Source organism: Stutzerimonas stutzeri (assembly GCF_000935215.1).
GTDB lineage: Bacteria > Pseudomonadota > Gammaproteobacteria > Pseudomonadales > Pseudomonadaceae > Stutzerimonas.
Map to the genome: position 1 here is coordinate 1 of NZ_JXXD01000075.1, position 14999 is coordinate 14999.

Annotated in this window: 16 protein-coding genes; 10 read left to right on the top strand and 6 right to left on the bottom strand. The window is 63.1% G+C overall.

All coding sequences use genetic code 11. From position 1 onward, the window contains the following. Window positions 1-116 precede the first annotated feature (116 nt). The 8 genes from LO50_RS09140 to LO50_RS09175 all read left to right on the top strand — a co-directional run bounded on the left by LO50_RS09140 (window position 117) and on the right by LO50_RS09175 (window position 7352). Window positions 117-707, top strand: coding sequence for a YggT family protein (locus LO50_RS09140; protein ID WP_003303157.1), 591 nt, complete (start codon window positions 117-119; stop codon window positions 705-707). A gap of 271 nt (window positions 708-978) precedes the next feature. Further along, a complete protein-coding gene (locus LO50_RS09145) occupies window positions 979-2946 on the top strand; it encodes a dynamin family protein (protein ID WP_044314785.1) in 1968 nt (655 codons plus the stop codon). A 128-nt stretch (window positions 2947-3074) separates the two neighbouring features. Further along, the gene (gene metX, locus LO50_RS09150; RefSeq protein WP_044314786.1) at window positions 3075-4214 is read left to right on the top strand and encodes a homoserine O-succinyltransferase MetX; all 1140 of its coding nucleotides are present in this window, start codon (window positions 3075-3077) and stop codon (window positions 4212-4214) included. A 9-nt stretch (window positions 4215-4223) separates the two neighbouring features. Then, window positions 4224-4823 (top strand): methionine biosynthesis protein MetW, encoded by a 600-nt coding sequence (gene metW, locus LO50_RS09155; protein WP_023446081.1) that lies wholly within the window; start codon window positions 4224-4226, stop codon window positions 4821-4823. Between the two features lie 26 nt (window positions 4824-4849). Next, window positions 4850-5272 carry a DUF4426 domain-containing protein gene (locus LO50_RS09160; RefSeq protein WP_023446082.1) on the top strand — a complete coding sequence of 141 codons (423 nt, stop codon included), beginning with the start codon at window positions 4850-4852 and terminating at the stop codon, window positions 5270-5272. Beyond that, on the top strand, window positions 5269-5862 hold the full coding sequence (gene rdgB / locus LO50_RS09165) for an RdgB/HAM1 family non-canonical purine NTP pyrophosphatase (protein WP_014818739.1): 594 nt from the start codon (window positions 5269-5271) through the stop codon (window positions 5860-5862). Before LO50_RS09160 ends, rdgB begins: the two co-directional genes overlap by 4 nt. Further along, window positions 5859-7019 carry a radical SAM family heme chaperone HemW gene (gene hemW / locus LO50_RS09170; RefSeq protein ID WP_080902082.1) on the top strand — a complete coding sequence of 387 codons (1161 nt, stop codon included), beginning with the start codon at window positions 5859-5861 and terminating at the stop codon, window positions 7017-7019. Before rdgB ends, hemW begins: the two co-directional genes overlap by 4 nt. A gap of 9 nt (window positions 7020-7028) precedes the next feature. Beyond that, the gene (locus LO50_RS09175; protein ID WP_003303164.1) at window positions 7029-7352 is read left to right on the top strand and encodes a DUF3392 domain-containing protein; all 324 of its coding nucleotides are present in this window, start codon (window positions 7029-7031) and stop codon (window positions 7350-7352) included. Window positions 7353-7517: 165 nt separating this feature from the next. Here LO50_RS09175 and LO50_RS09180 read toward each other — a convergent pair whose 3' ends face one another. The 6 genes from LO50_RS09180 to LO50_RS09205 all read right to left on the bottom strand — a co-directional run bounded on the left by LO50_RS09180 (window position 7518) and on the right by LO50_RS09205 (window position 12008). Next, window positions 7518-7880, bottom strand: a complete 363-nt coding sequence (locus tag LO50_RS09180) for a DUF5064 family protein (RefSeq protein WP_173425583.1) — start codon at window positions 7878-7880, stop codon at window positions 7518-7520. Between the two features lie 252 nt (window positions 7881-8132). Next, window positions 8133-9470, bottom strand: a complete 1338-nt coding sequence (locus LO50_RS09185; RefSeq protein ID WP_044314787.1) for a DUF1329 domain-containing protein — start codon at window positions 9468-9470, stop codon at window positions 8133-8135. 223 nt (window positions 9471-9693) lie between these two features. After that, entirely contained in the window at window positions 9694-10410 is a 717-nt protein-coding gene (gene trmB, locus LO50_RS09190; RefSeq protein WP_044314788.1) for a tRNA (guanosine(46)-N7)-methyltransferase TrmB, read from the bottom strand. 65 nt (window positions 10411-10475) lie between these two features. After that, entirely contained in the window at window positions 10476-11270 is a 795-nt protein-coding gene (locus LO50_RS09195; RefSeq protein ID WP_014818734.1) for a thiazole synthase, read from the bottom strand. 74 nt (window positions 11271-11344) lie between these two features. After that, window positions 11345-11560 carry a sulfur carrier protein ThiS gene (thiS, locus tag LO50_RS09200; RefSeq protein WP_256364880.1) on the bottom strand — a complete coding sequence of 72 codons (216 nt, stop codon included), beginning with the start codon at window positions 11558-11560 and terminating at the stop codon, window positions 11345-11347. Window positions 11561-11633: 73 nt separating this feature from the next. After that, window positions 11634-12008: a DUF423 domain-containing protein gene (locus LO50_RS09205; protein ID WP_014818732.1), complete on the bottom strand. Its 375-nt coding sequence runs from the start codon at window positions 12006-12008 to the stop codon at window positions 11634-11636. A gap of 68 nt (window positions 12009-12076) precedes the next feature. On the opposite strand from LO50_RS09205, the gene mtgA reads away from it, so the two are divergent. Together mtgA and dibA are read left to right on the top strand one after the other, a co-directional pair. After that, complete coding sequence (gene mtgA, locus LO50_RS09210; RefSeq protein WP_023446089.1) at window positions 12077-12805, top strand: monofunctional biosynthetic peptidoglycan transglycosylase; 729 nt, start codon at window positions 12077-12079, stop codon at window positions 12803-12805. 124 nt (window positions 12806-12929) lie between these two features. Beyond that, a complete protein-coding gene (gene dibA / locus LO50_RS09215) occupies window positions 12930-14858 on the top strand; it encodes a phosphodiesterase DibA (RefSeq protein WP_044314789.1) in 1929 nt (642 codons plus the stop codon). The last annotated feature ends 141 nt before the right edge of the window (window positions 14859-14999 follow it).

The following is a 14999-nucleotide window of genomic DNA, read 5'->3' on the forward strand; positions in this document are numbered from 1 at the left end:
GGCGTTGCGGGACTTGGCAAGGGAACACCATTACCTGCGTCCCACGCCTTGCCCGGCGCCATTTGCCGAGGCAACGCGGCTCGCGACGCAACATCAACAGCCCCTAAGGAGCATTCATGTCCCAACTTTCGCAAGCCCTGATTCTGATCATCCAGACGCTGGGCAGCCTCTATCTGCTGATCGTGCTGCTGCGCTTCATCCTGCAGCTGGTACGCGCCGACTTCTACAATCCGCTGAGCCAATTCATCGTCAAGGCCACCCATCCGCTGCTGCGGCCGATGCGCCGCATAATTCCGAGCATGGGCACGCTGGACCTGTCCTCGCTGGTCCTCGCGATCATCGTGCAAATGGTGCTGATGGCGCTGATCCTGCTGATCGCCTACGGCACCACCGGCAATCCGTTGCTGTTGCTGGTCTGGGCGCTGATCGGCATCACCGGGCTGTTCCTCAACATCTTCTTCTGGGCGCTGATCATCAGCGTCATCCTGTCCTGGGTCGCGCCGGGCAGCCACAACCCGGGCGCGCAGCTGGTCAGCCAACTCTGCGAGCCGGTCCTGGCACCGTTCCGCCGCCTGCTGCCGAACCTCGGCGGGCTGGATATCTCACCGATCTTTGCCTTCCTGGCGATCAAACTGCTGGACATGCTGGTGGTCAACAACCTGGCCACCATGACCCACATGCCGAACATCCTGCGCATGCTCATCTGAGACGCTGTTCATGCTTTGCTGCCAAAGCGGCACCGAGGAGCCAAAAGCGCCTCGGAATGCCGCAAGGCAGCACGTAGACTTCAATTTCTCGGCTTTTTCCATCCTGCCTCGTACTTCGCTGCGGGGTGTGAACGAGGACATCGACTCGAACCCGAGCCGCCCATGACCATCCATGCCGCCAGCAAGGCCGTTCGGTCACGCCAGGCTTCGATTGAATTGACCTTGCACCGGCGGGTCCGATAATTCGCCGAATCACACCTCCGGGAGCTGGATGAGCATGGAACGTCTCGACCGACAAGTGGACGCCTACGTCACCTGGAAGCGTGACCTCATTCGTGAGATCACCCGCTACCGCAGCTGGCTGGCGCATAACCGGCTTTCCAGCGAGGGCGTCGAGGCGCGCCTGGAGCGAGCGCTGCGGGTGTTGCGCACCGATCACATCACCCTGGCTTTCGTCGGCGAGTATTCGCGCGGCAAAACCGAGCTGATCAATAGCCTGTTCTTCTCCAACTACGGTCAGCGCATCCTGCCTTCACGGGCTGGCCGCACCACCATGTGCCCCACCGAACTGCTGTTCGATCCGCGTTCGGAACGCTCCTACATCCGCCTGCTGCCCATCGAGTCGCGCCTGGAAGACACCAGCATCGCGCAACTCAAGCGCACACCGCGACTCTGGCTCAATCTCCCGCTCGACCCGCATGACCCGGAACGCATGGCCGAAGGCTTTGCCCAGGTCGCGTTGACCAAGGCCATGCCGGTGGAACAGGCAATTCAGCTGGGCTTTGACCCGGCCGGCCTGGAAAGCAGCAGCAGTGGCGATACCGTACTGGTCCCGGCCTGGCGCCACGCCGTGGTCAACTTCGACCACCCGCTGTTGCGTCAGGGCTTGCGCATTCTCGATACGCCCGGGCTGAACGCGCTGGGCAGCGAGCCGGAACTGACCCTGTCGATGCTGCCCAATGCCCAGGCAATAGTGTTCCTGCTCTCTGCCGACACCGGTGTCACCGCCAGTGACATGCAGATCTGGCAGCAGCACATCCGCCAGCTCGACGAAGATACGCAGAACAGCCTGTTCGCCGTACTGAACAAGATCGACGTGCTCTGGGACGATGTTGCCGGCGAGACCTTCGTGCAGAAGGCCATCGAGGATATCCGTGACAGCACCGCGCAACAGCTGGGCATTGATTGCGCCGACGTCCTGCCGCTGTCGGCCAAACAGGCGCTGATGGCGAAGATTCGCGGTGACCAGGCGCTGCTCGAACGCAGCCAGCTGGCACGGCTGGAAGAATTGCTCAGCCAGCGCATCCTCACGCAGAAGGAACTCCTGCTCGAAGACCAGGTGGTGCAGCAGGTGATGGCGCTGCTGCAGAACAGTCAGCATGCCCTCAAGCTGCGCCTGGAAAAGGTCATCGAGCAGCGCGATGTGCTGGCCAGTCATCAGGAAGGCAGCGGGCAGATGCTGCTCGAACTCACCGCGCGCACGCGGCACGATCACAACCGCCACCACAAGCGCCTGCTCGACCTGAAGACCAATCAGCGCCTGCTGCAACGCCAGGGTGAGCTGCTGCGCACGGCAATACGGGCCGAACGCCTCGAGGAGCACCTGACCCGGTTGCGACGCAGCCTGACCGGAAGCCTGACCACGCTGGGCATCAACCTGGCGATCCTGCACTTCTTCCGCTCGGTGGAACAGGACCTGGGCATCCTCGAGCAGGAGGCGGAAAGGGCCAACAAGATGGTTTCGGCGATCTACCGGCGGCACAGCGAAGAAAACCCCCTACAGGGTATCGACCCGCCGTTGTTCCAGTTGCTGCCTTATCAGCGCGAGCTGCGCAGCCTGCAGGGCAAGGCCGATCAGTTCCGCCTGCAGTTGAAGACCCTGCTCACCGAGCAGCGAACACTCACCAGACGCTTCTTCTCTACCCTGGTGCAGGAGGTCATCGGCATGCACCAGCGGCTGCGCCAGGAAGCCGAACAGTGGGCTGGAGATGCGCTGACGCCGCTGCTGCAGTTTTCCCTGGAACACAAGCAACAGCTGGAAACCCACATCCTGCAGTTGAAGAGCCTGGCCAGGGAGAGCCAGCAGAACAGCCAGCGCGGACAATTGCTGACGCGCTACAGCGGCGAACTGGAGCTGCAACTGGCACAGGCCGCAGAAATGCTCCGCGCGCTGCGCCGACCGGCGCCGTTGCGGCGGCAGGGCAAGGTGGTCAGCCTGACCAGCGCGCAGATCAGCTGAAGCTGTCGCCATTTCGCCGCAGCCCGCGAGGAAATGGCGAGAGCCCCGCTCGCCGTTGCATTTCAGGATGAATTGCAACGCGCATACCTTTAGACTTTGCCGCCTTCTTCAAGCAAGAGCCAGGGTCGATGCCCACTGCAATTCCCGCCGATTCCGTTGGCCTGGTGAGTCCGCAGGTCGCGCATTTTGCCGAACCACTGACACTCGCCTGCGGCCGTACGCTGGCCGATTACCAGCTGATCTATGAAACCTATGGCGAGCTGAATGCCGCGCGCAGCAATGCCGTGCTCATCTGCCATGCACTCTCTGGCCACCATCATGCCGCCGGCTACCACAGCATGGACGACCGCAAACCCGGCTGGTGGGATTCCTGCATAGGCCCGGGCAAGGCTATTGATACCGATCATTTCTTCGTCGTCAGCCTTAACAACCTGGGCGGCTGCAACGGTTCGACCGGCCCGAGCAGCACCAACCCGGCCAGCGGCAAGCCCTACGGTGCAGACTTCCCAGTGGTGACAGTGGAAGACTGGGTGCACAGTCAGGCACTTCTGGCCGACCGCCTTGGCATCGCCCAATGGGCAGCGGTGATAGGCGGCAGCCTGGGCGGCATGCAGGCCTTGCAATGGACCATCAGCTACCCTGAGCGAGTCCGCCACTGCCTGGCCATCGCCTCGGCGCCCAGGCTGTCGGCACAGAACATCGCCTTCAACGAAGTCGCGCGCCAGGCCATCCTGTCCGACCCGGAATTCCACGGCGGCCATTTCCAGGAGATGGGCGTGATTCCCAGGCGCGGCCTGATGCTGGCGCGCATGGTCGGCCACATCACCTACCTGTCCGATGACGCCATGGGCACCAAGTTCGGTCGCGGACTCAAGAGCGAGAAGCTCAATTACGACTTCAACAGCGTGGAATTCCAGGTCGAAAGCTACCTGCGCTATCAGGGCGAGGAGTTTTCCGGGCGTTTCGACGCCAATACCTACCTGCTGATGACCAAGGCGCTGGACTACTTCGACCCGGCGGCAGCCCACAACGACGATCTGGCCAAGACCTTCGAGGGCGCCCAGGCGCGCTTCTGCGTGATGTCCTTCACCACCGACTGGCGCTTTTCGCCGGAGCGCTCGCGGGAAATCGTCGACGCCCTGCTCGCTGCGCGCAAGGATGTCTGCTACCTGGAGATCGATGCGCCGCAGGGCCACGACGCCTTCCTGATCCCCAATCCCCGCTACCTGCAAGCCTTCCGCGGTTACATGAACCGCATAGCCGTATAAGGAACGAAGATGCGTGCCGATCTGGACATCATCCAAGAGTGGATTCCGGCCGGCAGCCGAGTTCTCGACCTCGGCTGCGGCAATGGCGAGCTGCTGGCCTGGCTGCGCGATCACAAGCAGGTCAGCGGCTACGGCCTAGAGATCGACCCGGACAACATCGCCGCCTGCATCGACAAGGGCGTCAACGTCATCGAGCAGAACCTCGACCTGGGCCTGGGCAACTTCGCCAGCGACAGCTTCGACATGGTGGTGATGACCCAGGCGCTGCAGGCCGTGCATTACCCCGACCAGCTGATGAAGGAAATGCTGCGCGTCGGCCGCCAGTGCATCATCACCTTCCCCAACTTCGGCCATTGGCGCTGCCGTTGGTACCTTGCGAGCAAAGGCCGCATGCCGGTGTCGGAGTTCCTCCCCTACACTTGGTACAACACGCCGAACATTCACTTCTGCACGTTCGAGGATTTCGAGCGGCTGTGCCAGGAAAGCGGTGCCAGGGTGCTAGAACGCCTGGCAGTCGACCGCGATCATCGGCATGGCTGGGCCAGTCGCATATGGCCGAATCTGCTGGGTGAAATCGGCATCTACCGCGTCACCGGGCCATCCCGCTGAGCGGCTTCAACGCTGGAGGTAAGCACATGAAACGCATCCTGATCGGTCTGTTGGCCGCACTGCTCACATTGCCGGCGCTGGCCGAGCGCAAACACAGCGTCGGCGAATACGACGTCCACTACAGTGCCTTCAATTCGGGCTTCCTGCAGCCGGACATTGCCGCCGCCGCCGGACTCACGCGCAGCAAGACCCAGGGCGTAGTCAACGTCTCGGTGATCAAGGACGGCAAACCGGTCGCGGCACAGGTCAGCGGCGTAGTGAAGAACCTGCTCGGGCAGGATCGCCCGCTGGGCTTCAAGCAGCTCAAGGAAGGTGACGAGGCGATCTATTACCTCGCGCAGTTCCCCTTCGACTCGCAGGAAACCCTGCGTTTCGCCCTCACCGTTCAGCCGACCGGCGCCGAGCCGTTCAGCTTCGAGTTCAACCAGGAATTCTTCCCCGACCGATGATGCCTTTTTCCGAACTGGTACTGGCCAGCCACAACGCCGGCAAACTCAAGGAGCTCCAGGCCATGCTCGGTGACGCGGTACGCGTGCGCTCGGTGGCCGAGTTCAGCACCGTCGAGCCGGAGGAAACCGGTCTCTCCTTCGTCGAGAACGCCATTCTCAAGGCGCGCAACGCCGCGCGGTTATCCGGTCTACCGGCGCTCGCCGACGACTCCGGCCTGGCCGTCGACGCCCTCGGCGGCGCACCGGGCATCTACTCGGCGCGCTACGCCGATGGCCAAGGCGATGCCGCCAACAACGCCAAGCTGCTGGACGTCCTGCGTGAGGTTCCGGATGCCGAACGCGGCGCGCAGTTCGTCTGTGCCCTGGCGCTGGTGCGCCACGCCGACGATCCATTGCCGATCATCTGCGAAGGCCTCTGGCACGGCCGCATCCTGCATGCAGCACGCGGCGAGCATGGCTTCGGCTACGACCCGCTGTTCTGGGTGCCGGAATGCGACTGCTCCAGCGCCGAGCTGCCTGCAGCGCAGAAGAACCAGCTCAGCCACCGTGCACGCGCCATGGCCCTGCTCAAGCAGCGGCTGGGGATATGAAAGCGGCAACAACGGCAGGTTTCGAATTGCCCCCGCTGGCGGCGTACGTACATATTCCCTGGTGCGTGCGCAAATGCCCGTACTGCGACTTCAATTCCCACGCGGCCGGACCCGAACTGTCCGAAGACGCCTATGTCGCCGCGCTGCTGGCCGATCTTCGCGCGGATCTTGAGCACGTCGGGGACCGCCGCCTGACTTCGATCTTCTTCGGCGGCGGTACGCCAAGCCTGTTTTCTGCCAAGGCACTGGCGGCGATCGTCGACGGACTGGAACGGCTGGTCGGCTTTTCCGAGGACATCGAGATCACCCTGGAAGCAAATCCGGGGACGTTCGAACAGGCCAAGTTCCGCGACTACCGCCAGCTAGGCATCAACCGGCTGTCCATTGGCGTGCAGAGCTTCCAGGCCGACAAGCTCAAGGCGCTCGGGCGCATTCACGACGGCGACGAAGCGATTCGCGCCGCCAACATGGCGCGCGCCGCCGGCTTCGACAATTTCAACCTCGACCTCATGCACGGCCTGCCGGACCAGAGCCTGGAGGATGCGTTGAGCGACCTGCGCATCGCCATCGCGCAGCAACCGACGCACCTGTCCTGGTACCAGCTGACCTTGGAGCCAAACACGGTGTTCTGGAGCCAGCCGCCGCAGCTGCCCGAAGACGATATCCTCTGGGACATCCAGGAAGCCGGCCAGACGCTGCTCGCGGAGCACGGCTATCGCCAGTACGAGACCTCCGCCTACGCCCAGCCCGGGCGGCAGGCGCGGCACAACCTGAACTACTGGACCTTCGGCGATTTCCTTGGCATTGGTGCCGGCGCCCATGCCAAGCTCAGCCACGCCGACGGACGCATCCTGCGCAGCTGGAAGACCCGCCTGCCGAAGGACTACCTCGATCCGGCCAAGGCCTTCCGTGCAGGCGAAAAGCTGCTGGCAGCGGACGAATTGCCCTTCGAATTCCTGATGAATGTGCTGCGCCTCACCGACGGCGTACCGGCCATGCTGTTCACTCAGCGCACCGGACTGCCGCTGGATGTGCTCGCCAAGCCACGGCGCGACGCCGAAGCGCGCGGCCTGCTCTCGGCTGACCCAGCGCGCCTGGTGGCGACGCCGAAGGGCCAGCTGTTTCTCAACGACCTGCTACAGAGCTTCCTGCCTTAAGGACACCGCATGGATTTGCTACTCGACCTGATCGTCACGCTGTCGCGCTGGAGCCGCAGCCACCTGTCGGATATCTCCCTGGCGCTGATGGCCACGCTCTTCGTACTGTTCGGCCCGGCAATCAATACCTGGGTAAAGGGCGCCGTCAGCAGCCTGAACTTCTTTTTCCGCACGCTGATTTTCGTACTGGTCTGCGCGGTGGGCTATGGCCTGGCGATCGTCTTCCTCACCCCGTGGATGACCCAGGGGCTGGCCCACCTGAACAACTACAGCCTGGCGCCGGTGCTGCTGCTGATCTTCTTCCTCATCGGCGTGATCGCCGACCGCAACTAGTGGCCTGGTTGGTAAGGTCAGTTGGTCGACTCCGGCGCCCATGGCCCCGATACTGTGTTGCTGCTCCTTGCCATAGCCCCGCTATGACGCGTCGCAGCGCCTTCTCGGAGCCATGTACATCCGAACTTGCCTTGACCAACTGACCGCACAAGCCACTTACGCCGCTCAGCCTTCGCGAAGAAATCGATCGAGATCGACGGCCTCGCCCGGCCGATAGCACAGCTGCCGGCGCAGATCCTCGAACAGCGGGTCGTAGATGCCGTGCAGGCCGAAGAGGATATCGGTGTCCACCGGCACACCGTGGCGACGCAGGCACTGACGGACGCGTTGCAGGAAGTTGCAGGCGACATCGCGGTGCATTCGAAACTGCTCGTCCACCAGAGTTGCTCCGGCCTCGAAGCGCAGGTGAAAACACGCCCACTGCGGCGCCTCCGGCGTGCCCTCGACACGATAGTCGAGCTGCAGGTGATAACCCGGTTTCCCGGAAGCGGAAAGGCTGTGGTACTCCAGTTGTCCCGGTCTGAACACGCGGCTCCCTCCTTTTGCGAATGACGTGGCTGCTTGCCCGGCTGCCGGGCCGCCTTTGCAGCGCTACGCAGGCGATCATCCCACTGCCGCGCCAGCCCACTCTTGAGCGAAGTCACTACCCGTGCTCGGCCCCGCCGAACAGGAGCAACCTTGTAGCCTCACACCGCCGCAGCGACGCGCGACGGCAGTTCTGGTGGTACAAAAAAGGGCGCCAGCGGCGCCCTTTCGTGCATCTTCTGTTTCTGTCCTTCGTCAGTTGCCGCGACGCAGCGCCTGCGGCGAGAAATCACGCGGGCCGAGCTTGACGTTGAAGTCGTACATCGGCTCGTTGTTGTCCAGCCCATCGACGAAGTAGTTGCCGTCCTTGAGGTGGTAGAGCGTTTCCAGCGTGCTGTTGAACATCGGCACGTCGTAATAGCTGATCGGATGGCTTTCCTGCAGGCCGATCAGCTCGCCCTTCTCGTCGTACAGGTCGACGGCAAGGATCGCCCAGCTGTCCTCGTCGATATAGAACCGACGCTTGTCGTAGAGGTGACTGAAGCCCTTGCGCAAAGTCGCCTCGACAACCCACACGCGATGCAGCTCATAGCGCAGCAGTTCCGGGTTCAGGGTGCGTGCCTGGACGATGCTGTCGTAGGGGAGGCCCTTCTGATGCACGGCATAGCTGTTGTAGGGCATCAGCATTTCACGCTTGCCGAGCAGCTCCCACTCGTAGCGATCCGGCGCGCCGTTGAACGAGTCGACCACATCGGCCGTGGCCAAGCCGCTGGTGTCGGGCTGCAAGGAGTCATAGGCCAGCGACGGCAGACGGCGCACGCGGCGATCGTCCGGGCTGTAGCGCCACGCCTTGCGAGTGGTCAGCACCTGGTCGAGCGGGTCCTGCACCACCAGTGCCGTACCGGACAGCTTGGCCGGCGCGGTGACACGGTACTTGTAGTACAGCACGGTGTTGTCCAGGTCCGCGTGAGTCATGCCTTCGCGGTTGTAGACGTAATAGATGTGCCGATCGCGCTTGATGTAGTTGGCCCGGCCACCGATCACCACTGCCTGGTTATTGATCATGTGGCTCTGGTCACCCTTGTAATGCAGGATGTGATTCCAGATCACCTCGATGCCGCTCTGCGGGATCGGGAAGGGAATGCCGGCTGCCGCGCCCTGGATACCGTTGCCGTTGGCGATGAGCTCGGCGCTGACGGCGTTGTAGCGAGTGGCATCATAGATCCGCTGCGGCACCGAGGCGCTGCGGCGGGTCGGAAATACGCGCAGGTGGTAGTCGGGATAACGCTCCAGCAGCGCCTTCATACCGCCGGAAAGCTGGCCGCTGTACTCGTTGATATTGGTGTGATCGACGCGATAGAGCACTGTATCGGCCGCATACGGGTCGGGATGGTGCATCCCGGGCTGGTAGCCGGCGGGTGCTGCAACGCCCCCGGCCCAGGGCGGGATCGTCCCCGCGGGATTGCCGCCGCGCTCCGCTCCCAGCGGAGTCAGGTCCTGCCCCAGTCGCGCGGCCTGCGTGCTGTCTACCTTCGCCTGTGCCGGTAACGCGGTACAGGCTGCCAACAGCAGAATTCCGATCTTTCCGTACATCGTCTACTCCCCCAATTGCGCACGATGCTGGGCACCGCGTGGCGAGCCCGACTATCGGCGTTGCATTGTTATATGGTGTGGGCAGGCATGCCGTCCTGGCAGCACTCTTCCCTGGCCGCTGCTGCGGCTCTCGATCTGGGTGTGGCAAGCGACCTGGCTGCCTGGCGCCGCTGATAGGGCAGCCGGGACTAGGTCGCGGGCGTTTCGCTTTTACTGACCGCGCTCAGTCGATGCGCTGGAATTTCAGGTCCCAGACGCCATGACCGAGCCGTTCACCACGACGCTCGAACTTGGTGATCGGTCGCTCCGCAGGCCGTGGCACGCAACGTCCATCCTCGGCCAGATTGCGATAGCCCGGGGCGACGTTCATCACCTCGAGCATGTATTCGGCATAGGGCTCCCAGTCGGTAGCCATATGCAGTACGCCGCCGATCTTCAGCTTGCTGCGCACCAGCTCGGCGAAAGCCGGCTGCACGATACGTCGCTTGTGATGACGGCTCTTGTGCCAGGGGTCCGGAAAGAACAGCAATACGCGGTCCAGGCTGGCATCGGCCACGCAATCGCGCAGTACCTCCAAGGCGTCGCAACTGTAGACCCTGACGTTGTTCAATTTCTGTGACACAAGTCCGCTCAGCAACGCGCCGACACCAGGTTTATGCACTTCCACGCCAATGAAGTCCTGATCCGGCGCCGCGGCGGCCATTTCCAGGGTGGAATGGCCCATGCCGAAGCCGATCTCGAAGGTGCGCGGCGCGCTACGGCCGAACACCTCGTCGAAATCGCGCAGACCGTTCTCGATCTCCAGGCCGAACTTCGGCCAGCCTTGCTCCAGGCCACGCTGCTGGCCTTCGGTCATTCGCCCGGCACGCATCACGAAACTCTTGATGGTGCGGCGGTGCTCGGTTTGCTGCGCTTCGGCCGCGGGGTTCTGCTCTGTCATGGTCTACCTGCGAGAAATAAAAAAGCCGGCCCCTGACACAAGATCGGGGCCGGCCACGAATCGTTTCAGCGAATCAGCCCGTCCAGCGGCGACGAGGCGCTGGCGTAGAGCTTCTTCGGCATGCGGCCGGCAAGATAGGCCAGGCGGCCGGCCTCGATGGCGTACTTCATGGCCTCGGCCATCAGCACGGGATTCTGCGCATGGGCGATGGCGCTGTTCATCAGCACCGCTTCGCAGCCCAGCTCCATGGCAATGGTGGCGTCCGAAGCGGTTCCGACACCGGCATCCACCAGCACGGGCACGGTTGCTTCCTCGAGGATGATGCGCAGGTTGTACGGATTGCAGATACCCAGGCCGGTGCCGATCAGGCCGGCCAGCGGCATCACCGCGATGCAGCCCATCTCGGCCAGCTGGCGAGCGATGATCGGGTCGTCGCTGGTATAGACCATGACGTCGAAGCCGTCCCGGATCAGTACTTCGGCGGCCTTGAGGGTCTCGATCACGTTGGGAAATAGCGTCTTCTGATCGGCCAGCACTTCCAGCTTGACCAGCTTGTGGCCGTCGAGGAGTTCACGGGCCAGGCGGCAGGTACGCACCGCGTCCTCGGCGGTGAAACAGCCGGCGGTGTTCGGCAGGATGGTGTAGCGCTCGGGGCTGATCACGTCGAGCAGATTCGGCTCGCCCGGATTCTGACCAATATTGGTGCGGCGCACCGCGACGGTGACGATCTCGGCACCCGAGGCCTCAATGGCCGCACGCGTCTCCTCAAGGTCCTTGTACTTGCCGGTGCCGACCAGCAGGCGCGATTGATAGGTGCGACCGGCCAGGGTGAAGGGCTTGTCGTGCGGAACTGGGCGCATGGGAATTCCTCGTTCGGACGTGTTGCTGCGGACTGGGCGCCGCAGGGCGGCGCAATTCGGATGAGCGCGACCGGCTAGCCGCCACCGATGGCGTGCACCACCTCGACGTGATCGCCTTCGCTGAGTTCGGTAGTCGCGTGCGCGCTGCGCGGCACGATGTCCCGATTGAGCTCGACGGCCAGACGGCGTCCGGTCAGGTCCAGACGCACCAGCAGGTCGGCCACCGACTCGCCGGCTGGCAGCTCATAGGGTTCGCCATTCAACTGGATCTGCATGCTGTTCGCCGCCATTGCGAAAAGGGGACGGCATTCTAGCCCGAATCACCCCCGCCACCAACGCGAAGCCCGCGGCCGTTCGTCCCGCTCAGCTGCGTATGCGCCAGCCGGCCAGCGCCAGGCAGAGCCAGCCTGCGAGAAAGGACGTACCCCCTAGCGGCGTGATCATGCCCAGCTTGCCGATTCCGCTGAGGGTGAGCAGGTAGAGACTGCCGGAGAACAACAGGATACCGGCGACGAACAGGGCACCTGCCGCAGTCAGGAGGCGGCCGGGCCGATGCAACGAAAGCAGCGCGACGCCGAGCAGTGCCAGCGCATGAAGCATCTGGTACTGCACTCCCGTCTGAAACACCGCAAGATAGGCAGCGCTCAACTGACTCTTGAGGGCATGGGAAGCGAAAGCGCCAAGCGCAACGCCAGTCAAGCCGAACAGCGCGGCAAGGACGATATAAGCACGAATCATTGCCATTTCCGGTCGATGGCCTTAGCGGCCGCTATAATGCCCGCTCTTTTCGCCCACGACCAAGTGCCATGTTGCGAAACCTGCTGCTGCGCCTCTCCAAACTGCTGCTCTGGCTGATCGGCCTCTCGGCGCTGCTGGTACTGCTGTTTCGCTGGGTGCCACCGCCGTTCACCGCTTTGATGATCGAGCGCAAGATCGAGTCATGGCGCACAGGCGAAACTATCGACCTGACCCGCGACTGGCGGCCTTGGAAAGTGCTGCCGGACGATCTGAAGATGGCGGTGATCGCCGCCGAGGATCAGAAGTTCGCCGACCACTGGGGCTTCGACATCGCTGCAATCCGCGCCGCCCTCAGCCACAATGAGCGCGGTGGCTCACTGCGCGGTGCCAGCACATTGAGTCAGCAGGTGGCGAAGAACCTGTTTCTCTGGTCCGGCCGCAGCTGGCCACGCAAGGGCCTGGAAGCCTGGTTCACCGCGCTGATCGAGCTTTTATGGCCCAAGCAGCGCATCCTTGAGGTCTATCTCAATAGCGTCGAGTGGGGCGATGGCGTCTTCGGTGCGCAGGCGGCGGCACAGCATCACTTCGGCACTGGTGCACCGTACCTGTCGACCCGACAAGCCAGCCTCCTCGCCGCGGTGCTACCCAATCCGCGACAGTGGAGCGCTGGCAAACCGAACGGCCATGTGAACAATCGCGCCGCCTGGATTCGGCAACAGATGCGCCAGCTGGGTGGCAGCCACTACCTGCAGCGGATCAAACCGGACCACCCGGACTGGTGGCCGGGCTGGCTCTGAACCAGCATGCAGAACAGCCGGCGCAGCAGGATGCAGCACCTCCGGTGCGAGATCACGTGCCTCCCGCTCGGTCAGTGCGATGGGGTTTGACTATGCAGTATCTGGATCGGACCCGAGAACAACCATGAACACCTACCTCGTCCGGCTGAGTCTGGGCTATTTCTGCCTGGCCATGCTGTGGATTCTCCTCGGCGACATGCTGGTCGGCTACCTGGCTGCTGGCGATATCCAGACCTGGCAGACAGGCAAGGGCGCGCTGTTCGTGGGGCTTACCACCGTGCTGATATTCCTGCTCGGCCGCCAGCACTTTCGCCGCTTCGACGAACAGCAGCGCGCCCAGCACGTCCAGGAAACCAGCCTGAAGCAGGCCGCCGCGGTCTTCGACAGCACTCAGGAAGGCGTGCTGGTCACTGATCCAAGCCAACACATCGTGCACGTCAATCCGGCGTTCAGCCGCATCACCGGATACAGCACCGAGGAAGTCCTTGGACAGACCCCTAGACTCTTCGCGTCTGGCAAGCACGACGCAGCCTTCTACAACCAGATGTGGCTGGCGCTGAAAGAGCATGGCGAGTGGAGCGGCGAGATCTGGAACCGACGCAAGAATGGCGAGGTGTACCCGCAATGGCAGAACCTGCGCTGCATCCATGACAACCAGGGCCAGCTCAGCCATTACGTGGCGGTGTTCTCCGATCTCTCGGCGCTCAAGCGCTCGCGCGAAGAGCTCGACCAGCTCGCTCATTACGATCCGTTGCTCAAGCTGCCGAATCGGCTGCTGTTCACCGAACGCGCCAAGCAGGATCTCGAGCGCGCCAGGGCCAACAAACGCAGCGGTGCATTACTTCTGATCGACCTCGATCACTTCAAGGACATCAATGAAAGCCTTGGCCACAGCCTGGGCGACGCGCTGTTGCAGGCTGTCAGCACGCGACTGGGCGAGTACCTGAAAGAAGGCATGACGCTTGGCCGACTCGGCGGTGACGAGTTCGCCCTGCTCTGTGAAGGCTACGGCGCGGAGAAGGCCACCTCGCTGGCGTTGCGCATTCTCGACCGACTGAACGAACCCTTCCATATCGCTGGCCAGGAGCTGTTCAGCAGCGCCAGCATCGGCATCGTGCTGTACCCCTATCCGACCGACGTGCAGAACGTCGAACAGCTGATGCGCAACGCCGACTCGGCGCTGTTCAAGGCCAAGAACAGCGGCCGCTCAACCTATGCGTTCTATTCCGAGGAACTGACCAGCCAGGCCCGCCAGCGCGTCGAACTGGTCACCGCATTGCGCCAGGCCCTCGAGCAAGGACAGCTGCGCCTGCACTTTCAGCCGATCTACGACCTGCGCGAGGGCACGATCACCGGTTTCGAGGCACTGGTACGCTGGCTACACCCGGAGAAAGGCCTGATCGCACCGGGCATCTTCATTCTCGTCGCCGAGGAAACCGGGCTGATCAGCGCGATCGATCACTGGGTGCTGGAGCAGGCCTGCAATCAGGCTCGAGAGTGGCTTGGCCAGGGTCGCCCGCTTGGCTTCATCGCGGTGAACATCTCCAGCCGCCTGTTCGGCAACGGCGAGCTCGACCTGCAGGTCGCCACCATTCTGGCCCGCTGCGGGCTAGAGGCGCACCATCTGGAACTGGAGATCACCGAAAGCGCGGTGATGCAGGACCCGGACGCCGCTCTGGAGCTACTGCAGCGCCTGCGCGCACTCGGCGTTCAGCTGGCGATCGACGATTTCGGCACCGGCTACTCGTCACTCCAGCGACTCAAGCGCATGAACGTGCACAAACTGAAGATCGACCAGGGCTTCGTCCGCGGCCTGCCCGACGACCGCGAGGACGCCGCTATCACCCGCTCGGTCATCGGCCTGGCACACAATCTGGGCCTCAAAGTCGTGGCGGAAGGCATCGAGACTGCAGACCAGGCGGCGTTTCTGCTGGCGCAGAATTGCGACTATGGCCAAGGCTACGGCTTTGCACGACCGCAGCCTGCCAGCGACATCGATTGGCGCGCGGCCGAACTCCGCTACGGGCAGAGTTGCCGCTCGTCCGGAGCCTGATCAGGCGCATATATCAATAGGCCATTACTGCAGGTAAGCTGACAGAACGGTCAACCTCGCCATCATGGAAGGCCGGGCAACCAGCTTTGCGGCATACTGGCTCGACTGCCGCAGACTGGCACCGATTCCAGGCCTCCGGCG

What these genes read in the sequence shown, in the direction of transcription:
- LO50_RS09195 (WP_014818734.1), bottom strand. Translation starts at nt 11,270, where the DNA reads ATGCGCCCAGTTCCGCACGACAAGCCCTTCACCCTGGCCGGTCGCACC.
- LO50_RS09175 (WP_003303164.1), top strand. Translation starts at nt 7,029, where the DNA reads ATGGATTTGCTACTCGACCTGATCGTCACGCTGTCGCGCTGGAGCCGC.
- dibA (WP_044314789.1), top strand. Translation starts at nt 12,930, where the DNA reads ATGAACACCTACCTCGTCCGGCTGAGTCTGGGCTATTTCTGCCTGGCC.
- LO50_RS09160 (WP_023446082.1), top strand. Translation starts at nt 4,850, where the DNA reads ATGAAACGCATCCTGATCGGTCTGTTGGCCGCACTGCTCACATTGCCG.
- metW (WP_023446081.1), top strand. Translation starts at nt 4,224, where the DNA reads ATGCGTGCCGATCTGGACATCATCCAAGAGTGGATTCCGGCCGGCAGC.
- LO50_RS09185 (WP_044314787.1), bottom strand. Translation starts at nt 9,470, where the DNA reads ATGTACGGAAAGATCGGAATTCTGCTGTTGGCAGCCTGTACCGCGTTA.
- rdgB (WP_014818739.1), top strand. Translation starts at nt 5,269, where the DNA reads ATGATGCCTTTTTCCGAACTGGTACTGGCCAGCCACAACGCCGGCAAA.
- thiS (WP_256364880.1), bottom strand. Translation starts at nt 11,560, where the DNA reads ATGGCGGCGAACAGCATGCAGATCCAGTTGAATGGCGAACCCTATGAG.
- metX (WP_044314786.1), top strand. Translation starts at nt 3,075, where the DNA reads ATGCCCACTGCAATTCCCGCCGATTCCGTTGGCCTGGTGAGTCCGCAG.
- hemW (WP_080902082.1), top strand. Translation starts at nt 5,859, where the DNA reads ATGAAAGCGGCAACAACGGCAGGTTTCGAATTGCCCCCGCTGGCGGCG.
- mtgA (WP_023446089.1), top strand. Translation starts at nt 12,077, where the DNA reads ATGTTGCGAAACCTGCTGCTGCGCCTCTCCAAACTGCTGCTCTGGCTG.
- LO50_RS09145 (WP_044314785.1), top strand. Translation starts at nt 979, where the DNA reads ATGAGCATGGAACGTCTCGACCGACAAGTGGACGCCTACGTCACCTGG.
- LO50_RS09140 (WP_003303157.1), top strand. Translation starts at nt 117, where the DNA reads ATGTCCCAACTTTCGCAAGCCCTGATTCTGATCATCCAGACGCTGGGC.
- trmB (WP_044314788.1), bottom strand. Translation starts at nt 10,410, where the DNA reads ATGACAGAGCAGAACCCCGCGGCCGAAGCGCAGCAAACCGAGCACCGC.
- LO50_RS09205 (WP_014818732.1), bottom strand. Translation starts at nt 12,008, where the DNA reads ATGATTCGTGCTTATATCGTCCTTGCCGCGCTGTTCGGCTTGACTGGC.